Raw genomic sequence first — 21,648 nt, 5'->3', positions numbered from 1 at the left:
ATTGAAAACGACCAGCCGAGGAGGTTCACATGAAGGTCTACAAACCTGAATGGCGTTGCACGCTCGACGTGACGGAAGGTCCCGACCCCACCGCCCGCTGGAAAACACGGCTTGCCTGGCGCTTGCGCGCCCTCGCCGACCGCTTTGATGGCGGTAGTCGTACGATGAAGATTGACTGCAATGTCACCCCGGCGCTCACCCGCGAAGAGGTCGACACCTGCCTGGGCAAGGGCTTCGCCCTCAGCCAGAATCTGATGCTGCAACTGGCCAACCACAGCGCCTGCGAAGATGTCCTACGCGACGCCAAGGCCGAGCTCTACGAAGAAGAGCAACACCCGATGTAATGGTCTGATCTGAGTAGAACCCCGCAGATCACCCCATCGGTGAACGTAGTCCGCAAGACGCATGAAAAAGCCCTCCCGGCGATGCCGGGAGGGCTTTTTATTTTAATGGAGCTTATATCTCCTGAATTAATAAGGAACAACCATATGCATTAACTTAAGCTCATTATTAGTAATGCTCGTCGGGAATTTTATCTTATGCCTAGGTAATGTACTTAAGAACTCATATTTGTCGGACTGATAAAAATTGCGTATTATCAACTCTAGAAACCAACGAGGGGTTAGCGGCGCTGAAACAGGTATTCTACACCCTTTCACATCTCCCAAAGTTAAGTGGCTTTTGGGGTGTACAATATCTGAATATATACCTTCACGTGCATCAAAATCAAACCTAAGTGGAAAAGGAACTATATTTCTTTCAATTATATCAATAAAGATTTCGTCTCGCATATAATCATCGCCATCCTTTTGAAAAGAAGAAAGGTGTGGCGATGGATAGAAAGCTAGCCGGTGCTGGACTAAACCGCCTCCCTCAAGGCGGTACATCATCTGTAATAACGCACCATCGATAAACTTAACATTATATGAACGATTCTCAGCGAGCTCGTTATAAATATCGCAGTATGGCGACTCACCTAAGGCTATAGAAATATATTCAGCGCCTAAAAACGTGACTTCGGAAGAACCTCCTGCTTCACGTAAAGATGTGAAGTTGGAATCATCACACAAAGCACTTTCAATTAGGCAAGAAATAAGCTGATCGACCTCTTTCTTTAATTCAACTGGAGTGGCAATTTTCACTTTTCGACCCCAAGCAGTTTTAACAATCTCTTCCTAGTCTCCTCATCAATATCTTCTGGGCTCATCCCACCATTTTCCATATTGGCAATAGCGTCCTTAAAGCTAACATTTGTTTTTTCGAAACGCTCTCTCTCTTGCGGGGACAAATCACGATGAACAACTTTAAGTTTACTTAATAGCGCATCATCGGGATAAACAAAATCTAACTCAAATCCTTTACCTTTGAGCTCAGAAAATTCATCGATGAGACCTTGCATTTTATCACCATGACCGATGACCCTTACCCACGCCTTACTTCTGGTCATAGCTGTAAACAGACGATTACGCAAACTACTTAAACCAGCACCACTTGCATTACAGTCTTGGGCATTTATTACATATACCATACCGGCTTCGTTGCCTTTAGCTCGGTATATACCAGTAAAGGTTACCGAAGGTACCCCAGTTTTAAAGAATACATCTGCATCCGTATCAACCCCTGCTAAATGTGTCTGTATTCCTGCGTCAAAAAGCTGTTTACGTATAGGGCCTGAACACCTCCGAGCGCTAATCGGATCGGGATGTATAACTACTATATCATCATGCCTTAGCTCATCTTCTTCTAAATTTTTCTTAATCTCTGCCGCTAGCCAGGCATTCTGCTCTTGCTCATTTTGAAACTTAAAAAAACTAATAATATCGTCAACAGGCGAATGCTTTTCTAAGAATTCAGGACTACTCTCTGAAGTTCTTTTAAGCACTACGCTACTACCCTTGCTTAGCTGACCACTATTAACTTGATAACCAATTTCTTGCCAAAGCAAGGGGTAGTCAAACATTTGCACTAAACCAGTGTCTGTAACCGTTGATGGCTTTCGGTAGATACCGAACCCTAAGCCATGTGCAGCAACCAATATTGGTCTAGAGTTTCTATAGCACTTCTGAAGAATAACATCTCGTTTGCGGTCATCCCCAAATGTTACTAGTGGGGAGCCATCGGGGTGATACCCAAATAGCTCTTCCGGGGGCAATAAGGATATACCTGAAAGATTCTGCAACTCATCATATGCATATACTAACCTCTTGGGTGGCTTCAGCATTGCATAGCATAACTTTAAGAAACTGGGAGCAAAGTCTTGAGCCTCGTCAGCCAATATCACGTCATAAAGCTCTACCTCTGTAGCTTTGGTACTTAATGCTTGTTGACAGGCGCCATCGAATGCCTTGTCGTTGCCTCCAAACCTGCTACTAGCACTTCGGAAGTCTAAAAAATCACAGCCTGAAGCTCTACAAAACTCATAATAAATACCATCTCTAGCATCACCACCAGGCGCCCCCCAAGCATTGACAATTCTTATTTTTGACCAATCTGGCTCCTCCCCACTCTGCTCAATACAGAAGTTATTTATTAACCTTTTTATTTGCGCTTTTAAAGATCGTGTATTAAAAGTTACAGCTATACGCCAATTTGGGTACTGAGTATGTAAATAAGCAGCCTTTAAAGCCAATACAATAGTCTTTCCGGAGCCTGCCAATCCACGTATCCGCTGAACACCATCAACAGTTTCAATAACAGCTTTATTCTGACGGTGGTCTAATGTAGCAATAGAGTCTTCGAGCGCCTTAAGTTTAGCACCGCGCGAATCAGGTCTCTTAATCTCTCTTTTGGAGCGACTTTTTCTAATACTACTTAGGCTTTCAATAGCTGAAAGAGTCATACGATATAAATCTTCTCCAGCATCATCCCATACTATATTATTTAAAACAGCTTCTAACCCCGCCTCACCAATACATTCATAACCATCAACTGCAACGGCTTCTAAATTATTAACACTGGGTGCAAATGAGATGATGTGCAATGGCACGAGCAAGTTACGACCTTTCATGAGGTCTCGATGAATCTTTAGCTTGGCTTCTACTTTATTTGCAATATCATCTTGTCTATCATGATATCCACCAACATCAGTACCTTCAATCAAATCAAATAAAATAATACCCTTATTCGGACTAACTAAAGTTGCATCTATGGACAACTTACCCTCTGGGGTCGCAATAATAGGATATCCTGTGAATACTTCACCATCTAGTCCATCCACACCTTTTAAAGCTTCCACTAAAATATCAGTGCAGACTGGTTTCTTATTAGCACCACGAGTAATACTAAGACATTCAGCCATCATACACCTCTAACTTAAATAATCATAAAAAAGAAAACTATAAATCAACTAGACACCGGCCATCTTCAAATTATAAAACAAACAATATAAAAGCACAATGTCAATTTGCACCGTAGTTTAAACCCTAGCTAAAGCATATAACTACATAACAATGAATATTAGTTTAAACGTAAGTATGTGTATGCACTATATAAGCATGATCCGTGAACTGGTCAAGCTTTACCTTTGCTTATAGAGATGCATAACTAATTTAACAGCATTAAAGCAATATAGTCAGCATTGATTTATCATAGCTCATTAGCAGCTCCTCCCAACCTCAGGCCTTCCATGTCCATTTCCGCACGTCCTTCCAAGCTGAGCCTGCCTCAGGTCAATCCCGGTGTGACGACGGTGCTGGAGTATCTACTGCTCAAGTTTCCGGCGATTGCCGAGTCACGCTGGCGCGAGCGCATGGCCGAGGGCAAGGTACATCGCGATGATGGCTCGCGGATTACGCCAGAGTCGCCCTACCAGCCACATCTGCGCGTGTTCTATTACCGCGAGGTGGCAAGCGAGCCGAGCATCCCCTTCGCGGAGCGGATTCTCTATCAGGATGAGCACATTCTGGTGGCCTACAAGCCGCACTTTCTGCCGGTGACACCCGGTGGCCTGTACGTGAACGAGTGCCTGCAACAGCGACTTCGCAAGCGCACCGGGATAGAGGCGCTGCAGGCGGTGCATCGGCTGGATAGGGTCACGGCGGGGCTGGTGCTGTGCTCAGTCAATCCCGACACGCGCCCCCTCTACCATCAGCTGTTCAAGTCGCGAAATATCCACAAGACCTATCAGGCCATCGCCGAGACACACAGCGATGAATCCCTGGTGGGCCAGCAGTGGGAGGTAAAGAACCGTCTTGAGCAGAGCGAGCAACGCTTCCGCATTCATGTCACCGACGGCGCGGCCAACAGCCACTCGGTGATTCGCTGCGTAAAGCAGACAGCCAGTCAGGCATTGTTCGAGCTGCACCCTGTCACCGGCAGAACCCACCAGCTACGCGTGCATATGCAGACGCTGGGCTGGCCGATTCTGAACGACCGCTACTACCCCGTGCTGCAACCGCTCTCGCCGGATGACTTCGCGCGCCCCTTGCAGCTGCTCTCCAAGGGATTCGAGTTCATTGACCCCGTCACCGGCGAGGAAAGACGCTTCGAATACGACGGTGACCTGACACTGGCGTGAGCCGTGACATGGCCCGTGGCTGTCGTCGCCAGCCGACGCACAGGCCACGGCATGTGCACAAAGAAATCATCTGGCGAAAGCTTCATGCTCGACGTCAGGCGGGCTAAGGTTTTCCTCCTGTCCCCGGAAAATAGGCCCATCGATGTCCCGACGTCTCGCAGTGACCGGAGGAGCCGCGCTGGCCGCGCTCCTGTCCTTCCCCGTCCTCGCACAACAAGGGCACGACGGGCCGCCGCCCGATCACGATGGCCCGCCGCCGATGTCAGCGGAAGACCAGGCCCTGAGCGAGGCGCTGCGCGCGCGCATGGGCGACACCAGCACCCAGATGCAGAGCGTGCCCATCCCCGAGAGCGCCGCCGAGTGCGGCGACACACCCGGTTATGAGCGCATGCTGTGCCTGATAGATCTGCTCAAGGCAGATATCTCCGACGATGACATCCTGCAGAACCTGCAGCATGACTACTCGCTCGCTGAGGCCGAGAACTGGAGCAATCTGCCCGCTGGCGCCTTCCCGAAACGCCCCGGCGTGCTGCTGGGCGAGCTGAACATCAAGCAGCGCGGCCTCGTCAAAGCCATCATGCTGGAAGCCACCGGCCACGCGCCCGATGAAGGCTTCGACGAGATGCTCCAGACGCTCAACGCCGATGACTACATCAACACCGTCAGCACCGACTACAAGGCCGGTTACTCCTCCTACAACACCAAGTTCGCCTTCCTCGGCACGCCCGGCGAGACCGGCACCTGGGAGCTGTACTACGGCGGCCACCACATGGCCTTCGCCAACACCTATACCGACGGCAAGCTGGCTGGTGCCACACCCTCCTTCCGTGGCGTGGAACCCTTCCCCTATTTCGAGATGAACGGTCGCGTGAACGAGCCGCTGACCCAGGAACGCGATGCCTTCGCCACCCTGTTGAGCTCGCTCTCCGATGATCAGCAGGCCGAGGCCACGCTGGAAGGTACCTACCGCGATATCCTCGCTGGCCCCCAGGCCGACGATGCTATCCCCGAAAGCTATGAAGGCCTGCCGGTCTCCGAGCTGGATGATGAGCAGCAAGCGCTGCTGCTGACGGCCATCGAGACCTACGTGGACGATATCTCCGCCCCCGAAGCCGCGGCCTACATGGAGAAGTACACCTCCGAACTTCCCGAGACCTATCTCGGCTTCTCCGGCACGCCGCAGGTCAGCGCCGAAAACGATTATGTGCGCATACACGGCCCGTCGTTGTGGATCGAATTCTCGTTGCAGTCCAACAAGTCCACCGACAAGGTCGGCAACCATCCGCACTCGGTATGGCGTGACCGCACCGACGACTACGGCGGCCAGAGCGAATGACCCGCTGCTCGCCGTGGCGCGCGGCACTGCTCACGCTCGCGGTGATGATCGGCGGGACTGGCATGAGTGCCAATGGCATGGGGATCAGCGGCATGGGCATCATCCAGTCGGCTCACGCCCATGCCCTGCCCGGCAGCACGCTCATCTTTGAGCAGCAGCCACAGCACACGCTCAAGCTCACTCTCCAGTTCCCGCGTGAAGACCTGCTGATCGCCGCGCCGGAACTGACAGCGCTTGGTGACGCCAAGCCCGATGCCCCCTTGGCGCAGACGCTGACAGCTCAACTCGGCGACTATCTCAGTCAGCACATGGCGCTCTCCAAGGACGGCGACGCGCTACCGCTGACGCTCACTGAGGCACATCTCACCTCTACCTATCAGCCACAACTCGGCGGCTACGTGCTGGTCGTCACCCAATGGGATGTGAAGACCGAGGAAGCCGAACCGGACTCACTGCTGCTGAAATACGACGCCGTGATGCACGAAGTGCGCAATCACCGCGCCGAAGTTGAATGGCAAACTCCCGCAGGCGACACCCGCCTGATGGCCGACTTCGGCTTCTTCCACTCCGCCCACGGCGTCCGGCTCGACCTGCGCAAGGCCAGGCAGCCGCCGGTCAAGCAGGAGTGAGCCGAGCTGGAGTAAACAAGGCGGTAAGCGTTTCCTGAAACGCGCCCACAAAAAAGCCCTTCTGGCCATTGGCCAGAAGGGCTTTTTGCTTGCTGCGTTCTCGTCTCGATCAGCTCAAGAGACCGTCTCGACAGAACGCTGCGTCAGCTCAGCGAGGGGTGATCGTCAGGCGATCATTCCCACTCGATGGTGGCCGGCGGCTTGCTGCTGACGTCATAGGTGACGCGCGAGACGTGCTCCAGCTCGTTGATGATGCGGTTGGAGACCTTCTCCAGCAGCTCATACGGCAGGTGCGCCCAGCGGGCAGTCATGAAGTCGACGGTCTCGACGGCACGAATGGCGATGACCCACTCGTAACGACGGCCATCGCCGACGACGCCGACGGACTTGACCGGCAGGAAGACGGCGAACGCCTGGCTGGTCTTGTGGTACCAGTCGAAGTTGTGCAGTTCTTCGATGAAGATGGCGTCGGCTTCACGCAGGATGTCTGCGTATTCCTTCTTCACTTCACCGAGGATACGCACGCCCAGACCCGGCCCCGGGAAGGGGTGACGGTAGACCATGTCGTAGGGCAGGCCGAGTTCGAGGCCGACCTTGCGGACTTCGTCCTTGAACAGCTCGCGCAGCGGCTCGACCAGTTCCATCTTCATGTCGTCCGGCAGGCCGCCGACATTGTGGTGGGACTTGATGACGTGAGACTTGCCGGTCTTGCTGGCAGCGGATTCGATCACGTCCGGGTAGATGGTGCCCTGGGCGAGGAAGTCGACATCCTTGAGCTTGGCGGCTTCGGCATCGAACACTTCAATGAAGGTGTTGCCGATGGCCTTGCGCTTGGCTTCCGGGTCGCTGACGCCAGCCAGCTTGCCGAGGAAGAGGTCTTCGGCGTCAACACGGATGACCTTCACGCCCATGTGGCGAGAGAAGGTTTCCATGACCTGGTCGCCTTCTTTCTTGCGCAGCAGGCCGTTGTCGACGAAGACGCAGGTCAGCTGGTCGCCGATGGCCTTGTGCAGCAGCGCCGCGACCACGGAGGAGTCGACACCACCGGACAGGCCGAGCAGCACCTTGCGGTCACCGACCTGAGCGCGAACGCGATCCGTGAGGTCTTCGATGATCTTGGCCGGAGTCCACAGACGCTCGGACTGGCAGATCTCGATCACGAAGTGCTCGAGGATGCGCTGGCCCTGCAGGGTGTGGGTGACTTCCGGGTGGAACTGCACGCCGTAGAACTGCTTCTCTTCCCACGCCATGGCGGCGATCGGGCAGCTCGGGGTGGAGGCGGTGACGGTGAAGGTCTCCGGGACTTTCGCGACCTTGTCACCGTGGCTCATCCAGACGTCGAGCAGCGGGCGGCCTTCGTCGTCCAGGTGGTCCTTGATGTCCTTGAACAGCGCGGACTCACCGTCGACACGAATCTGGGCATAGCCGAATTCGCGCACGTTGGAGCCTTCGACCTTGCCGCCGAGCTGCTCGGCCATGGTCTGCATGCCGTAACAGATGCCGAACACCGGCAGACCCATCTCGAACACGCACTCAGGCGCACGCGGCGAGTCCAGCTCGGTGACGGATTCCGGGCCACCGGCCAGGATGATGCCGTTGGGGTTGTACTCGCGGATCTCTTCTTCGGTGATGTCGAAGGCACGCACCTCGGAGAACACGCCCAGCTCACGCACGCGACGTGCGATCAGCTGAGTGTACTGGGAGCCGAAATCGAGGATCAGGATCTTGTGGGAATGGATGTCTTGCATCTTCAGTCTCTCATTGGGGAGTCATGTGACCCGCTTCGGAGCTGCGAGGGAGCGCGGGGTCGACACAATCTGGCGCCGAGAATAGCCGAGACCAGAAGTTTCTTCGACCTAAGCAAAGCGGGAACCCGTGTAGGGCTCCCGCTTTGCATCGCGCTTCGCTATGTCTCAGTCGCGCCGATAGTTGGGCGCTTCCTTGGTGATCTGCACGTCGTGGACGTGGGATTCGGCGAAGCCGGCACCGGTGATCTGCACGAATTGCGGCTTGGTGCGCATCTCTTCGATGGTCTGGCTGCCGGTGTAGCCCATGGAGGCACGCAGGCCGCCCATCAGCTGGTGCACGATGGCGCTCATCATGCCCTTGTAGGGCACGCGGCCTTCGATGCCTTCCGGTACCAGCTTCTCGACGCCGGCGTTCTTGTCCTGGAAGTAACGATCGCTGGAACCCTGGGTCTGGGACATGGCGCCCATGGAACCCATGCCGCGATACGCCTTGTAGGTACGGCCCTGGAACAGCTCGACTTCACCCGGCGCTTCCTCGGTACCGGCGAGCAGACCGCCGATCATGACGATGCTGGCGCCTGCGGCGATGGCCTTGGCGATGTCACCGGAGAAGCGGATACCGCCATCGGCGATGACCGGCACGTCGTACTTGGCCATGGCGGCCGCGACGTTGGCGACAGCGCTCATCTGCGGCACGCCGACACCGGCGACGATGCGCGTGGTGCAGATGGAACCCGGGCCGATACCGACCTTGACGCCGTCCGCGCCGGCTTCTGCCAGGGCGATGGCGGCTTCGGCGGTCGCGATGTTGCCACCGATGACCTGAATCTTCGGGTGGTGCTCCTTGACCCAGGCGACGCGGTCGATCACGCCCTTGGAGTGACCGTGAGCGGTGTCGACAACGATGACGTCAACGCCGGCTTCGGCCAGTGCAGCGACGCGGTCCGGGGTTTCCGGGCCGGTGCCGACGGCGGCGCCGACCAGCAGGCTGCCGTTGCTGTCCTTCGCCGCGTTCGGGTAGGTCTTGACCTTCTCGATGTCGCGAACGGTGACGAGGCCGCGCAGGCGGAATTCGTCATCGACGATCGGCATCTTCTCGATGCGGCTTTCCTGCAGCTTGGCCTTGATCTGGTCCAGCGGCGTGCCTTCCAGCACGGTGACCAGCTTCTCGCGGCCGGTCATGATGCCGGCGACGGTATCGCTGAAGTCAGGCTGGAAGCGCATGTCGCGACCGGTCACGATGCCGACCAGGTATTCACCCTCGACCACCGGGAAACCGGAGTAGCCATGCTCCTCGGACATTGCCAGCAGATCCTGGATCTTGGCCTTCGGGCTGACAGTGACCGGGTCACGCACGATGACGCTTTCGTGCTTCTTGACCTTGCGGACTTCCGCGGCCTGCTGGGCGATGCTCATGCTCTTGTGGATGATGCCGACACCACCTTCCTGCGCCATGGCGATGGCCAGGCGAGCTTCGGTGACGGTATCCATCGCAGAGGAGATAAGCGGGATATTGACGCTGATGTCGCGTGTGAGACGTGATCTCAGGCTGACGTCCTTGGGGAGGACCTCGGAGTAGCCGGGGACGAGAAGAACGTCATCAAACGTCAGAGCTTCTTGCGCTATACGTAGCATGTCGAACGCCCAGTAGCAGTTTATGAGGGATGCGCGAAAGCCGCAGTTCAGGGCCCGATGGACAGGCGCCATGACTACGGTTCTAGCGGTTGCTGCGAGGTAATCACCCATGATAACCCATTCGCCCCGCCCGAGACAAACGTCGCAGGCTATCAAACTCGCAACTTCACGTCCCGACGACACTAACCATCTGGTCAACTAAAGCCACGGATGGCGCGGCCTGCGGGCTGGCGGGCGGTGAGTCACCTTGCCAGAGCCGAGCCTCGCTGAAGCGCTGGCCAGCGCATCCCGAGGATCGCTTTGGATCGTCTCTCGCTTCTCGCCTGTGGCATCATTGTCTTGTTCTCTTCACAAGCTTCAATAGTCGCCCTGACACGAGCTCCCCGTCAGCTCCAGCACAAGGAATGTCGCGTGTTCGAAACCTCGTCTGCCGCCAACGCCATCAGCGTGACCCAGCTCAACCGCGAGGCCAAGGGCCTGCTGGAGCGAGGCCTGGGGGAGCTCTGGATCGAGGGGGAGATCTCGGGCTTTTCGCAGCCGCGCTCCGGCCACTGCTACTTCACGCTCAAGGATGACAACGCCCAGGTGCGCTGTGCGCTGTTCAAGAGCCGTGCCCAGTTTCTGCGCGAGAAGCCCAGGGACGGTGATCGGGTGCGGGTACGCGCCAAGGTGTCGCTGTTCGAGGCGCGTGGCGACTATCAGCTGATCGTCGAGGCGTTGCAGCAGGCGGGGCTGGGGGAGTGGCTGGCGCGACTGGCACGACTGAGGGAGCAACTGGCGACCGAGGGCGTGTTCGCCAATCAGCGTGCCCTGCCCCATCCGCCGCGCCATCTGGGCGTGATCACCTCCGCGACCGGCGCGGCGCTGCAGGATGTGATCGCGGTGACGCGCAAGCGCTGGCCGCAGGCGCATCTGAGCGTGTTGCCGGTCGCCGTGCAGGGGCCGCAGGCGGTGCCGCAACTGATTCGCGCGGTGGCGATGGCCAATCGCGACAGCGACTGTGATGCGCTGCTGATCACGCGTGGCGGCGGCAGCCTGGAAGACCTGTGGGCCTTCAATGACCAGCATCTGGCGCGTGCCATCTTCCACTCACGTCTGCCGGTGGTGGCCGCCATCGGCCACGAGACCGATACCACCCTGGCGGAGCTGGCCGCCGACCTGCGCGCGCCGACGCCCTCCGCCGCAGCCGAGGCGCTGTACCCGGACCAACGCGCCCAGGTGCAACAACTGACCGCCCTCAAGCAGCGGCTGTGGCGCGCGCAGCGTGCCCGCCTCGACCAGGCGGCGCAGCGGCTGGATCATGCCCGCTCGCGCCTGCGACATCCGGCCCGTGAGCTGGAAACCCAGCGCCAGCGTGCCCGTGAGCTGGAACGCCGCCTGCACACCGCAGTGCGCATGCGCATGACCAGTGAGCAGCAGAAGGCCGATCAGCTGACCCGCCGCCTGCAGCAGGCCAGCCCCGCGCGCGATATCCAGCGTCATCGTCAGCAACTGGCGATGCTGCCCCCGCGCCTCAACAACGCCCTGCCACGTCGTCTGGCCGCTGAACGTGAACGCCTGGAAGGCGCGATGCGCGCGCTGAATGCAGTCAGCCCGCTCAATGTGCTCAACCGTGGCTACGCCATCGTCGAACGCGTCGGCAGCAGCCAGACGCAAGCCCCCGGCGACAGCAAGGTGATTCGCGCCGCCCACCAGACCCAGCCCGGCGAGATGCTCTCGATCCGCCTCGGCGAAGGCCGCCTGGCCGTCGAGGTCAAACGCCGCTACAAGCCGCGCCCCTGATCCCCTGCCTTGCCTCGGCATGACGAGAACAAGACGAGAACAAGACGAAAAAAGCCCCGCCACCTGAACAGGTAACGGGGCTTTTTCATGGGCGCTTCACGTCCGCCACACCGAGCCGCTTTTGATCACTCGCCTTGCGCACAACTCACACTGACACTCGTGAACTGCTATGCAGGTCTTGACCCTGGTCTTTCGCGCGGCTTCGGACGCGCTGGATCGCTTTTGACCCTGATCTTCTGCACGGCGCCGGGCCGCTTTTGACCTCATGCCTTTCGCGTGGCTTCGGACGCGTTAGATCAAAAGTCAGGCGGACCCTGTTCGGCGCCCGGCTTGAACACGCCCGGCTCCAGATCATGACGTCCCAGCAGCTTGTAGAAGTCGGTGCGGTTACGCCCGGCGATACGCGCCGCCTGGGTCACGTTGCCTTCGGTGATCTTCAGCACCTTGATCAGATAGCTGCGCTCGAAACCGGCACGCGCCTCGGAGAAGGACGGCAAGGCGTTCTCTTCCGCGGCCAGCGCCTGGGAGACCAGCGCTTCCGGAATCATCGAGGAGCTGGTGAGCGCGACACACTGCTCGACCACGTTGACCAGCTGACGCACGTTGCCCGGCCAGGCACTGGAGGCCAGCAGGTTGAGCGCTTCCGGCGAGAAGCCCTTCACGAACGGCTTGTGGCGCGCGGCGGCCTGGCTGATCAGATACTTGGCCAGCAGTGGCACATCCTCGGCACGCTCGCGCAGGGCGGGCAGCTTCAGATTGACCACGTTGAGGCGGTAGTAGAGGTCTTCGCGGAAGTCGCCGTCATGCATCGCCTTGTCGAGATTGCGGTGCGTGGCGGAGATGATGCGCACATCGATGGGCACCGAGGTGGTGGAGCCCAGCGGGCGAATCTGACGTTCCTGCAGGGCACGCAGCAGCTTGACCTGCAGCGCCAGCGGCATGTCGCCGATCTCGTCGAGGAACAGGGTGCCGCCGTCCGCCGCCTGGAACAGGCCCTGGTGGGCACTGACCGCGCCGGTGAACGAGCCCTTGGCGTGTCCGAACAGCTCGCTTTCCAGCAGCTGCTCCGGCAGCGCGCCACAGTTGATGGCGACGAAGGGACGCGAGGCGCGCGGGCTGGCGTTGTGGATGGCCTTGGCCATCAGCTCCTTGCCCGAACCGGACGGACCGGTGACCAGCACGCTGACATCGGATGCCGCCACCATGCGCGCCTGCTCGAGAATCTGCTCCATCTGCGGGGAGCGAGTGATGATGCCAGCGCGCCAGGCATCGTCACCCTCCTTTACGGGCGGCGCCTGGGCCAGCGCCTCATCGATGGCGGCGAACAGCTCGTCCTTGTCGACCGGCTTGGTCAGGAAGCTGAACACGCCCTGACGGGTGGCACTGACGGCATCAGGGATGGAGCCGTGTGCGGTCAGCAGGATGACGGGCATACCCGGCTGACGCTTCTGCAGCTCACCGAACAGGGCCATGCCATCCATTTCATCCATGCGCAGGTCGGACAGGACCAGGTCTGGACGTGCGGCTTCGAGACGGCTGAGCGCCTCGCGGCCACTGCTGGCCGTCGTGACCTTGAAGCCACGGCTTTCGAGACGCATGCCGAGCAGCTTGAGCAGGCTCGCATCATCATCGACGAGCAGAATATGCGCTTGTGCGTATTTCACACTAACTCTCCTTGCGACACCCGAGGGCCTGGGACATCGACGTCGGGGCCGCACAGTCTTGCGTCATGCAATCGCGGGGATTGAGTGACAGGGTCGTGGCCAGAGTCTGCCGCTGAGGGTTCAGGGCGTGCTCTGGCGGCGCGAATTGATCGATTCTTCGATGGCCGTCAAGGCTTCCAGCTTCTTGGTCAGCTGGGCGTTCTCGGCGCTGAGCTTGCGACGGGCACCGTCATTCTTGTCACGCTCGGCGATCAGACCGCGACGCTCCTCGAGGCCATTGAGCCACTGACGAAGCAGCGGCTGCAGGCGGCTCGGGGCGGTGGGCAGGTCCGCCTTGTAGAGGTCGGAGGCCAGCTCCCAGTCCGATTCATCGCCCCAGCTGAGCACGATGGCACGCGCGAGACGACGGTCGTGACGGTTGCCTTCCAGCTGCAACATGGTGCTTTCACGCCAGCCGCTGTTGCCACGCTGGGCCTGCAACGCGAAGGCGACCCATTCATCCAGCAGGCAGTCCTCGCCGGTGAAGTCCGGCAGGTCACCAGCGCCATAGCAGCTCTCTCGCACACTCGGGCTGACCACTTCCGGCTCGCTGCCCGGCATGGTGATATTGGTCAGGGCGCCACAGGCGCTAAGCGTACTGAGCAACACGCCTGCAGCCAGGCGCATCAGTAGTCGTTGACCCTTCATCACTTCAGTTCCTTGCGTGCTTGATGGCGTTCAATGACGCCATTTCATGTGGTGTGGACTGCTGATCCGCTCCGGCGGCATCCCTGTCTGCCTGCGGTTCATGCTCGCTGCCTTCCCCTGACGTCAGCGAGCGACTCGGTGTCGGCAATGTCAGCCGGAAGCAGACATCCGCCTTGGGGTCATCCACCAGCGCCAATTGACCAAATTGGGCGCGGGCGCTGTCAGCGGCGACCGAGAGACCGATGCCCGAGCCCTTGAGCGGGCCCTTGCGCTTCACCGCGCCCTGATAGAAGGGCTTGAACAGGTGGTCACGGTCCTGGGCGGCGATGGGTTCACCGCTGTTGGCGACTTCGATGATCAGCTTGCGGCGCTCCTTGCGGGCTCTCAACCACAGGTCACCGCTGTCTTCGCCATAGGCGATGGCATTGGAGATCAGGTTGTCGAGAATACGCCCGGTACGCGGCCTGTCCGCCTCCCAACTGAGGCTGGCAGGCGGAAGATGCACGCGCATGCCCTTCTTTTCCAGTGCCAGGCGATGTTTCGCCAGCACTTCCTTGAACACTTCATGCACATCGAAGCGGCTCTGTTCGAGGCCCTGATTGTGCTGCAGCAGATTGTAGTCGAGGAGTTGCTCGATCAGCTTCTGCAATTCCTTGCTGGAGTCATCCAGCAGGCCAAGAATCTCGGTCTGGTGCGGACTCAGCGGCCCGGCGACCTCGTCGATCAGCAGGCCGGTGCCTTCACGGATGCTGGCCAGCGGGGTCTTGAGCTCATGCGACATGTGACGCAGGAACTGCTGCTTCTGCTCCTCGAGCTCATCCAGGCGCGTCGACAGCCAGTTGAGACGCTCGCCCAGCTGCACCAGCTCCGCCGGCCCCTTGATGACGATGGGTCGCTCGCTGTCGGTGCCGCTACCCAGGCCATTGATGCGGCGCTCCAGCTGCCGGATAGGACGGATGATCAGCCAGGTGAAGAACAGCATCAACAGCAGACTGATGGAGACCAGCGCGGCGGTCTGCCACCACAGCTGATTCTTGACCTGGGAGGCGCGGGCGCGGATGCCTTCGATACGCGCATCGACGAGTTCACGCGTGGAGTTGAGCAGGCCGCTGGCCTGGATCGAGAAGGGCCCGAAGTCTTCCAGATGGCGACTGACCTGATCGACGCTCATCTCGGGCATGCGCTCGAGCTGTGACAGCGTCGCCTTCAATTCGCTGACGCGGGGGTCGCCCTCGCCCAACAGGCGCGCCTGCTCATCCAGCAAGGTGCGGAAGCTGTTGGCCTTGTCGGCGTAGATCTTCATCAGATCGGGATTTTCCAGCACGGCGTACTGGCGGGCGCTACGCTCCATCTCGACGGCGAGATTGGTCAGCGTGCGGGCGCGGCGGGTCTGGTCGACGGCCTGGCGGGCACTGACATCCGCCAGTTCCGACAACTCCGACAGCGCCTGCCCTGCTTGAAACATGAGCACGGCAATCGGCAGCATCACCACCAGAAATGCCATCAGAACCAGCTGCGGCAGCGAGCGGGGACGCCAGCGTCGTGACACTGTGGAGGCCATGGAAAGAACTCTATGCAAGAAAGGGGTGGTCATCATCGAATCACGTCTTCCTAGAATACCAGAGTTCACCAGCGTCCATCGCGGTTGCCAGTTCGTTAATAAATATGACTCTTATTCAAATCATTACGCCGCCACGAGACAAACCGCCCCATTGGCAACGTTTCGCATGAAATTGTTGACCATTCAGCGCTAGACGCACAAAAAAAGAGGGCCGGCATAGCCGGCCCCAAGTACGCAGGGAACTGAAGGGTCAGTCATCACGTGGTGCCTCTGGTACCTGGAGACCAGAGGCACCACGTGATTGGCGGGTCTGACAGGTGGTCTGCCTGTCAGTCCCGGGAGAAAAGAACGTCACCTGGTGGTCGTTCCAGGTCAGTTGACGTTCACGCCGGACAGCGTCCGCGCTCCCTATCGGATGTGAAGCAGGGGGCAACACATCGCAATGTGGGTGATCGAGTCGGATGGCTTGCCGACTTGCCCGCCTCGATCGTCAATTCGGGGATGACGGCAGCCAATCTCTCCGGCTACCGCATCGGTTTCGGGCATCCTTGCCCGGGCGTCCTTGCCCTCAAGATACTGTCCATGCCCACCAGGGGCCGTACCTGTCTCATCGCAACCTGAAGTCACACATCGCGTGGAGCAGACGCTTGGCCTGTCAGCGATCACGGAGCGCACAGGGTAGTGAGTACCGTCATCGCTGGAAGGCCAGAGAAAGGGCCGGTGATGCACCTCATATCTCTTGCTCACGGTACCTATTGCCAAAGGCGTGCCATAAACGCGAAAACACATTACAAAACAATGACTTGAAATTACGATAACGACGACAGGCATGCCAATGTTGCCCAGGACGGCACACAGAGTCGTGTTTTACTGGCCGATTCGTCGCGATTTGCCAACACATATACGGGGCATGCTATTTTTCCCTTTTGAATCAATGTCTTGAAACGTCTCCTTTGCAAGACAATCCCGCAAGGGGTGGGGGAAAACTGCGACACCTACGCAAGAACACCCGCTGATCAGCCCTCATCGAGGAAGGTCATCAGCGGGTGTTCTCTGGGCGATTCACACTGGCAGGCAAGTGAGGTGTGACTAGAGCGACTTGAGCAATACCTTGGAGTTACGCGCCGAGTTGTAGGCCTCGCGACGCATGGGCGGCAGGTCTTGAAGGCCGGCCGACACGAAACCGTGCTCGATGAACCAGTGGACGGTATGGGTCGTCAGCGCATACAGACGCTCGACGCCGGCGCGACGCGCGCGCAGCTCGATCTCGGCCAGCAGCTGCTCGCCGCGCTGTCCGCGGCGATAGTCATCATGCACGGCCACGCAGGCCAGCTCGCCCATGGCGGCGTCACGGCTGAGATGCAGCGCCGCACACCCGATGACCATGCCATCGCGCTCCAGCACCACATAGTCGTCGATCTCATGTTCGAGACGCTCACGCGAGCGGGCCACCAGAATGCCACGCTGCTCCAGCGGCCCCAGCAGTGCCAGCAGGCCACCGACATCCTCGAGCCGCGCCTTGCGCAGCTGCTCGTAGCCCTGACGCGTGATCATGGTGCCGATGCCGTCACGGGTGAACAGCTCGCCCAGCAGGGCGTCACGGTCGCGCCAGCTCAACAGGTGAGTGCGCCCGACGCCGCGACGTGCGGCGCCACAGGCAGCGGCCAGGTGGCGCGACAGCTCGCTGTCGTCATCGCGGGGCGGCGCCATCAGTGCGGCTTCCTCAGGATTGAGCTGACGCAGCAGATCGCCGTCTTCGCCGAACAGACCCTCCCCTTCGCCAAGCAGGATCAGCTTGTCGGCGGCCAGCGCCACGGCGGCGTGTTCGGCGACCTCAGCGGCGTCCAGATCGAACACCTCGCCGGTGCTGGAATAGCCCAGCGGCGGCAGCACGACGATGGCCTGCTGCGAGAGCAGCCCCTGGATCGCCTCGCTGCGCACGCGGCGCACCTCGCCACCATGCAGGAAGTCGACGCCATGACGCACGCCCAGCGGCTTGGCCATCACCAGATTGCCGGAGACGGCGGAGAGCTCCACGCCATGCAGCGGCGTATTGGGCAGCCCCTGGGACAGACTCGCCTCAAGACGCAGACGCAGCGTGGCGACCTGCTGCTCCAGATGGCCGAGAATCTCGCGCGTCACCACCCAGCGGCCCTGATGGCGGTCCGCCTCGATACCGGCAGCCTGCAACGCCTCGGCCACCTGCGGGCGCACCCCGAACACCACCACCAGCTTCACGCCGAGGGTATGCAGCAACGCCAGATCCTGTATCAACTGCGTTCGTCGTGACGAGGACAGGGCATCGCCCTCGATCAGAATGACGAAGGTGCGGCCACGATGGGCATTGATATAGGGAGAGGAGTTGCGAAACCAGTCCGCGAAGGGGAAACGCGTGTTCAAGAGCCAGCTCCGGGCAGGAGAGAGGGAAAATGGCATGTCAGGCATGCCCATGAATCATCATATCAGCGCCGCAGCCTGCACGGCGAGCGGTGCCCCCTGACATCCATGTGTCAGATACGAGAAAGGCGACCCGAAGGTCGCCTTTCTCGTTTTTCCAATTCAGCTCTGGATCATGCGTCGGCTTAGCCGAACATGCCCTTGAACATGAAGAAGAACAGGATCGACAGGATCGCGCCGGCAGGCAGAGTGATCAGCCAGGACATCACGATGGTGCCGATCACGCGCAGGTTGAGCGCTGCCATGCCGCGTGCCAGACCTACCCCCAGCACCGCACCGACGAGGGTGTGGGTGGTGGAGATCGGCAGGCCGGTGCCGGAGGCCAGCACGACGGTCGAGGCGGCGGCCAGCGTGGCCGCGAAGCCGCGTGACGGCGTCAGCTCGGTAATGCCGGTGCCGACAGTGGCAATGACGCGACGACCATAGGTGACCAGGCCGACGACGATACCACCGCCACCCAGCACGAGGACCCACCACGGCATGCTCGCCTTGGCGCCGATCTGACCGGCAGAGTCGACGACGCTGATGATGGCCGCCAGCGGACCGACCGCATTGGCCACGTCGTTGGAGCCGTGGGCGAAGGCCATCGCACAGGCGGTGAACATCATCAGCAGGCCGAAGACCTTCTCGACGCCGCTGAAGTCGAAGTCGTCACCGGTGGCGCGATTCTTCTCCTTGAGGCGTGAACGCGCGACCTTGCGCTCCATCAGCACGCCGATACCCATCACGATGGCGCCGATGACGACGGCCAGCAGCAGGCTGGATTCGAAGCTCAGGTGCAGGCCGACATGCTTGAGGCCCTTGACCATGGTCACCATCGAGATGATGAAGCCGACCAGGAACATGTACATCGGCACGTAGCGCTTGGCGGCCGCGAACGGGTCTTCGTTGTCGAAGATCAGCGTCTGCACGGACTTGAACAGCACGAAGGCGATGGAGCCCGCCAGCAGCGGCGAGACCAGCCAGGAGGCCGCGATCTGACCGACCTTGGTCCATTCGACGGCATCCACACCCAGACCCGCAGCGGAGAAGCCGACGATGGCGCCGACGATAGAGTGGGTGGTCGAGACCGGCCAGCCCTTCATGGAAGCGATCAGCAGCCAGATACCGGCGGCCAGCAGCGAGGCCAGCATGCCGTAGACCAGGAACTGCGGATTCTCGATCAGCAGTGACGGGTCGATGATGCCCTTGCGGATGGTGTCAGTCACCTCACCACCGGCAAGCCAGGCACCGAGGAATTCGAAGATCACGGCGATGATGATCGCCTGCTTGATGGTGATCGCCTTGGAACCTACCGAGGTTCCCATGGCATTGGCGACGTCATTCGCACCCACACCCCATGCCATGAAGAAACCGAACAGACAGGCAAGAATGACGAGCACATCGCCGTATTGAGCAATGATGGACATAGAAGACTCTTGGACAGATGGCAGGACGTCCTGATGGCGCTCAGCGCGCCATCAGGATCTGCAGTCGGGTACCGACCTTTTCCGCTTGGTCAGCCACATCGCCGACCCAATCGATGATCTTGTAGAGGAAGATCACATCGACGGGCGGGAGACTGGCTTCCAGCGAGAACAGGGTCTGGCGGATGGCGATCTGCTGTTCGTCGGACTGCTTCTCGAGCTCATGCAGCTCGTTGATCAGCTTGTCGACCAGCTCGCTCATGTTGCGCCCGAAACCGGACTCGACGAGGTCTTCCAGTTCACCCAACGCACGACGCGCCTGGCAGACCGATTCGACCGCAGTCTTGAGATACTCACGCATGGCGGGCACCAGTGCGGTGGGTATCTGCATATGACGACCCAGCATGATCCCTGCGATGTCCTTGGTGACATTCGCGATGGAATCCTGGACATGGATCAGCTCGAGAAGGTCGGAGCGCGAGACCGGCAGGAACAGCGAGTTGGGCAGGTTGAGGCGCAGCTGCGTCTTCAACTCGTCCGCTTCACGCTCCAGACCACTGATGGTCTTGCGAATGCTGGCTGCCTGCTCCCAATCACCCTGCTCGCAGGCGTCGAAGAAGGTCAGCAAGTGCTGGGCGCACTCGTCGGTCTTGATGATGTGGGTGTGCAGCGCCTTGAAAGGCGAGCGCCCGAACATCGAAGAGAAAGGGTTGGTCGTTACCATAGTGGCCGTCGGCGTTAAGGATTGACGCGCGGAGTGTAGCAAAGCCTTTGTGACGATCACATAACTTTCATCGTAACGTCATGATACCGCCATGCTGTTGTCATTTACGCAACAACAGCGGCAGTTCGGGGGAACACGAAGGATTCCAGAAGAGAGATTGTCATGTAGCGGCAGGACCCGTGGTCGCTGGCTTTATCCACTGTTCGTAATATAACCAAGGACGTGACGACAGGCAATTGCTGTCACTTCAATGTCATCATGCTGTCATATAAGTGTGATTCTGCCGACAGGCCGATATCCCGCATGCCCTTCCGCCCTCCCCGTGCTTGCCTTGCCGCGGGCCAGGCGCGAGCATGAGACACACGAGCCTTCGTCACCATGCACCACGCATGCCGAAGGCTCTGCGGTCCTGGCGCCGCTGTCATCCTCATCCGTCAGCATCTGTCTTCTTTCATCCGTACAGGGAGTGCCCATCATGGCGCAGGAAATCGAACTCAAACTGGCACTGTCTCAACCCGTTATTGATCGCGATGCCATTCTGGAGACACTGGCGAGCATTGCAGAACTGGCAACGGTCACCCCCAGGCGGCGCTGGCTGGCCAACACCTACTTCGACACCCCCGAGCATGCGCTGGAGCGCGCGCGCATGGCGCTGCGTCTGCGCCAGAGCGGTGAGGATGCCGACAGCACGGGCGCCCTGCGCCAGACGCTCAAGACCAGCGGCGAGAGCCATGGCGGACTGCATTCTCGCGGCGAATGGGAGTGGGAGCTGCCCGAGGGCCAGACCGGCCTCGACCTCGACGGTCTGCGTGGCCTGCCGCCCTTGCAGGCGCTGGGAAACGGCGCCCGTGAGCAGCTGCTGAGTGCGCTCGCGCCCAGCTTCAGCACCGATTTCGAGCGCCATGCCTGGCAGATCGACGTCAAGGCGACATGCAGCGACAAGAATGTGGGCGACGAGCAGGTCACCGTCGGCGTCGAGATGGCGCTGGACCTGGGCGCGGTGAAGGCCAGTGGCCGCGAAGTGGCCATCCAGGAAATCGAGCTCGAGCTGACCGGCGGCGAAGCACTCGCCCCCGAGGTGAGAGAAGGCGTGCTCTGGCAGCTGGCGGATTCACTGGCGAGCCGCCTGGCACTACGTCCGGCAGATGCCAGCAAGGCCAAGCGCGGTGCGGCGCTGCGGGATGGCGAATGGCATGAGAAGACGCTGGATACCGCTGACCCCGGCGCGCTGCTGTCCGCCGCCATCGATGCGCTCGATGCCCACGCCGACCGTCAGGCGAAAGACGACCTCAAGTGGCACGCGCATGCGCTGGCCGCCCTGTCGGCCCTCGCATCACGACTGGCCGCCAGCCAGCATCCCGGCCATATCCACGCGGTGGCGCTGGTCGAGGCACTGGAAAGCAGTGACGGCGATGCCTCACAGGACTGGGCGACTCGCGACTTCGGCCAGCACAGCCTGTCACTGCTCGCGACGCTGCGCGGCTGAACCTCAAAACGACACTG

Annotated in this window: 16 protein-coding genes; 6 read left to right on the top strand and 10 right to left on the bottom strand. The window is 59.6% G+C overall.

Annotated elements, in window-relative coordinates; translation table 11 throughout:
- Nucleotides 1-29: 29 nt before the first annotated feature.
- Nucleotides 30-344 carry a hypothetical protein gene (locus AOG28_RS03385; RefSeq protein ID WP_043333722.1) on the top strand — a complete coding sequence of 105 codons (315 nt, stop codon included), beginning with the start codon at nucleotides 30-32 and terminating at the stop codon, nucleotides 342-344.
- A gap of 126 nt (nucleotides 345-470) precedes the next feature.
- Here the strand turns inward: AOG28_RS03385 and AOG28_RS17590 are convergent, their stop codons facing one another.
- Nucleotides 471-1,142 carry a DUF2290 domain-containing protein gene (locus tag AOG28_RS17590; protein ID WP_200906723.1) on the bottom strand — a complete coding sequence of 224 codons (672 nt, stop codon included), beginning with the start codon at nucleotides 1,140-1,142 and terminating at the stop codon, nucleotides 471-473.
- The gene (locus tag AOG28_RS03380; protein ID WP_054555433.1) at nucleotides 1,139-3,298 is read right to left on the bottom strand and encodes a DEAD/DEAH box helicase; all 2,160 of its coding nucleotides are present in this window, start codon (nucleotides 3,296-3,298) and stop codon (nucleotides 1,139-1,141) included. The genes AOG28_RS17590 and AOG28_RS03380 overlap by 4 nt, the downstream gene beginning before the upstream one ends.
- 327 nt (nucleotides 3,299-3,625) lie before the next feature.
- Here AOG28_RS03380 and AOG28_RS03375 point away from each other — a divergent pair, with 327 nt between their 5' ends.
- The 3 genes from AOG28_RS03375 (at nucleotide 3,626) to AOG28_RS03365 (ending at nucleotide 6,481) form a co-directional block, all read left to right on the top strand.
- Nucleotides 3,626-4,516: a pseudouridine synthase gene (locus AOG28_RS03375; protein ID WP_054555317.1), complete on the top strand. Its 891-nt coding sequence runs from the start codon at nucleotides 3,626-3,628 to the stop codon at nucleotides 4,514-4,516.
- A 142-nt stretch (nucleotides 4,517-4,658) separates the two neighbouring features.
- Nucleotides 4,659-5,852, top strand: a complete 1,194-nt coding sequence (locus AOG28_RS03370) for a DUF3500 domain-containing protein (protein WP_200906722.1) — start codon at nucleotides 4,659-4,661, stop codon at nucleotides 5,850-5,852.
- Complete coding sequence (locus AOG28_RS03365; protein WP_054555316.1) at nucleotides 5,849-6,481, top strand: hypothetical protein; 633 nt, start codon at nucleotides 5,849-5,851, stop codon at nucleotides 6,479-6,481. The genes AOG28_RS03370 and AOG28_RS03365 overlap by 4 nt, the downstream gene beginning before the upstream one ends.
- A 173-nt stretch (nucleotides 6,482-6,654) precedes the next feature.
- Here the strand turns inward: AOG28_RS03365 and guaA are convergent, their stop codons facing one another.
- Both guaA and guaB read right to left on the bottom strand, forming a co-directional pair.
- On the bottom strand, nucleotides 6,655-8,229 hold the full coding sequence (gene guaA / locus AOG28_RS03360; protein ID WP_054555315.1) for a glutamine-hydrolyzing GMP synthase: 1,575 nt from the start codon (nucleotides 8,227-8,229) through the stop codon (nucleotides 6,655-6,657).
- Nucleotides 8,230-8,394: 165 nt separating this feature from the next.
- The gene (gene guaB / locus AOG28_RS03355; RefSeq protein WP_054555314.1) at nucleotides 8,395-9,864 is read right to left on the bottom strand and encodes an IMP dehydrogenase; all 1,470 of its coding nucleotides are present in this window, start codon (nucleotides 9,862-9,864) and stop codon (nucleotides 8,395-8,397) included.
- Nucleotides 9,865-10,275: 411 nt separating this feature from the next.
- Between guaB and xseA the strand changes: the two genes are divergently transcribed.
- Entirely contained in the window at nucleotides 10,276-11,646 is a 1,371-nt protein-coding gene (gene xseA / locus AOG28_RS03350) for an exodeoxyribonuclease VII large subunit (protein ID WP_054555313.1), read from the top strand.
- A gap of 296 nt (nucleotides 11,647-11,942) precedes the next feature.
- Here the strand turns inward: xseA and glrR are convergent, their stop codons facing one another.
- From glrR to AOG28_RS03320, 6 genes are all read right to left on the bottom strand, one after another.
- Nucleotides 11,943-13,310: a two-component system response regulator GlrR gene (gene glrR, locus AOG28_RS03345; protein WP_054555312.1), complete on the bottom strand. Its 1,368-nt coding sequence runs from the start codon at nucleotides 13,308-13,310 to the stop codon at nucleotides 11,943-11,945.
- A gap of 120 nt (nucleotides 13,311-13,430) precedes the next feature.
- Nucleotides 13,431-13,997 (bottom strand): hypothetical protein, encoded by a 567-nt coding sequence (locus tag AOG28_RS03340; RefSeq protein WP_054555311.1) that lies wholly within the window; start codon nucleotides 13,995-13,997, stop codon nucleotides 13,431-13,433.
- Between the two features lie 4 nt (nucleotides 13,998-14,001).
- On the bottom strand, nucleotides 14,002-15,558 hold the full coding sequence (locus AOG28_RS03335; RefSeq protein WP_054555310.1) for a sensor histidine kinase: 1,557 nt from the start codon (nucleotides 15,556-15,558) through the stop codon (nucleotides 14,002-14,004).
- A 1,089-nt stretch (nucleotides 15,559-16,647) separates the two neighbouring features.
- Nucleotides 16,648-17,958 carry an amino-acid N-acetyltransferase gene (gene argA, locus AOG28_RS03330; RefSeq protein WP_054555309.1) on the bottom strand — a complete coding sequence of 437 codons (1,311 nt, stop codon included), beginning with the start codon at nucleotides 17,956-17,958 and terminating at the stop codon, nucleotides 16,648-16,650.
- Between the two features lie 182 nt (nucleotides 17,959-18,140).
- Nucleotides 18,141-19,424: an inorganic phosphate transporter gene (locus tag AOG28_RS03325; protein ID WP_043333714.1), complete on the bottom strand. Its 1,284-nt coding sequence runs from the start codon at nucleotides 19,422-19,424 to the stop codon at nucleotides 18,141-18,143.
- A 40-nt stretch (nucleotides 19,425-19,464) separates the two neighbouring features.
- Entirely contained in the window at nucleotides 19,465-20,145 is a 681-nt protein-coding gene (locus AOG28_RS03320) for a TIGR00153 family protein (RefSeq protein ID WP_043333713.1), read from the bottom strand.
- Nucleotides 20,146-20,620: 475 nt separating this feature from the next.
- Here AOG28_RS03320 and AOG28_RS03315 point away from each other — a divergent pair, with 475 nt between their 5' ends.
- Complete coding sequence (locus tag AOG28_RS03315) at nucleotides 20,621-21,631, top strand: CYTH domain-containing protein (protein WP_054555308.1); 1,011 nt, start codon at nucleotides 20,621-20,623, stop codon at nucleotides 21,629-21,631.
- The last annotated feature ends 17 nt before the right edge of the window (nucleotides 21,632-21,648 follow it).

This window comes from Cobetia sp. UCD-24C (assembly GCF_001306765.1).
Taxonomy (GTDB): domain Bacteria; phylum Pseudomonadota; class Gammaproteobacteria; order Pseudomonadales; family Halomonadaceae; genus Cobetia; species Cobetia amphilecti.
Note: the sequence above shows the minus strand (reverse complement) of the source record. Positions and strands in the feature narration are given on the sequence as shown.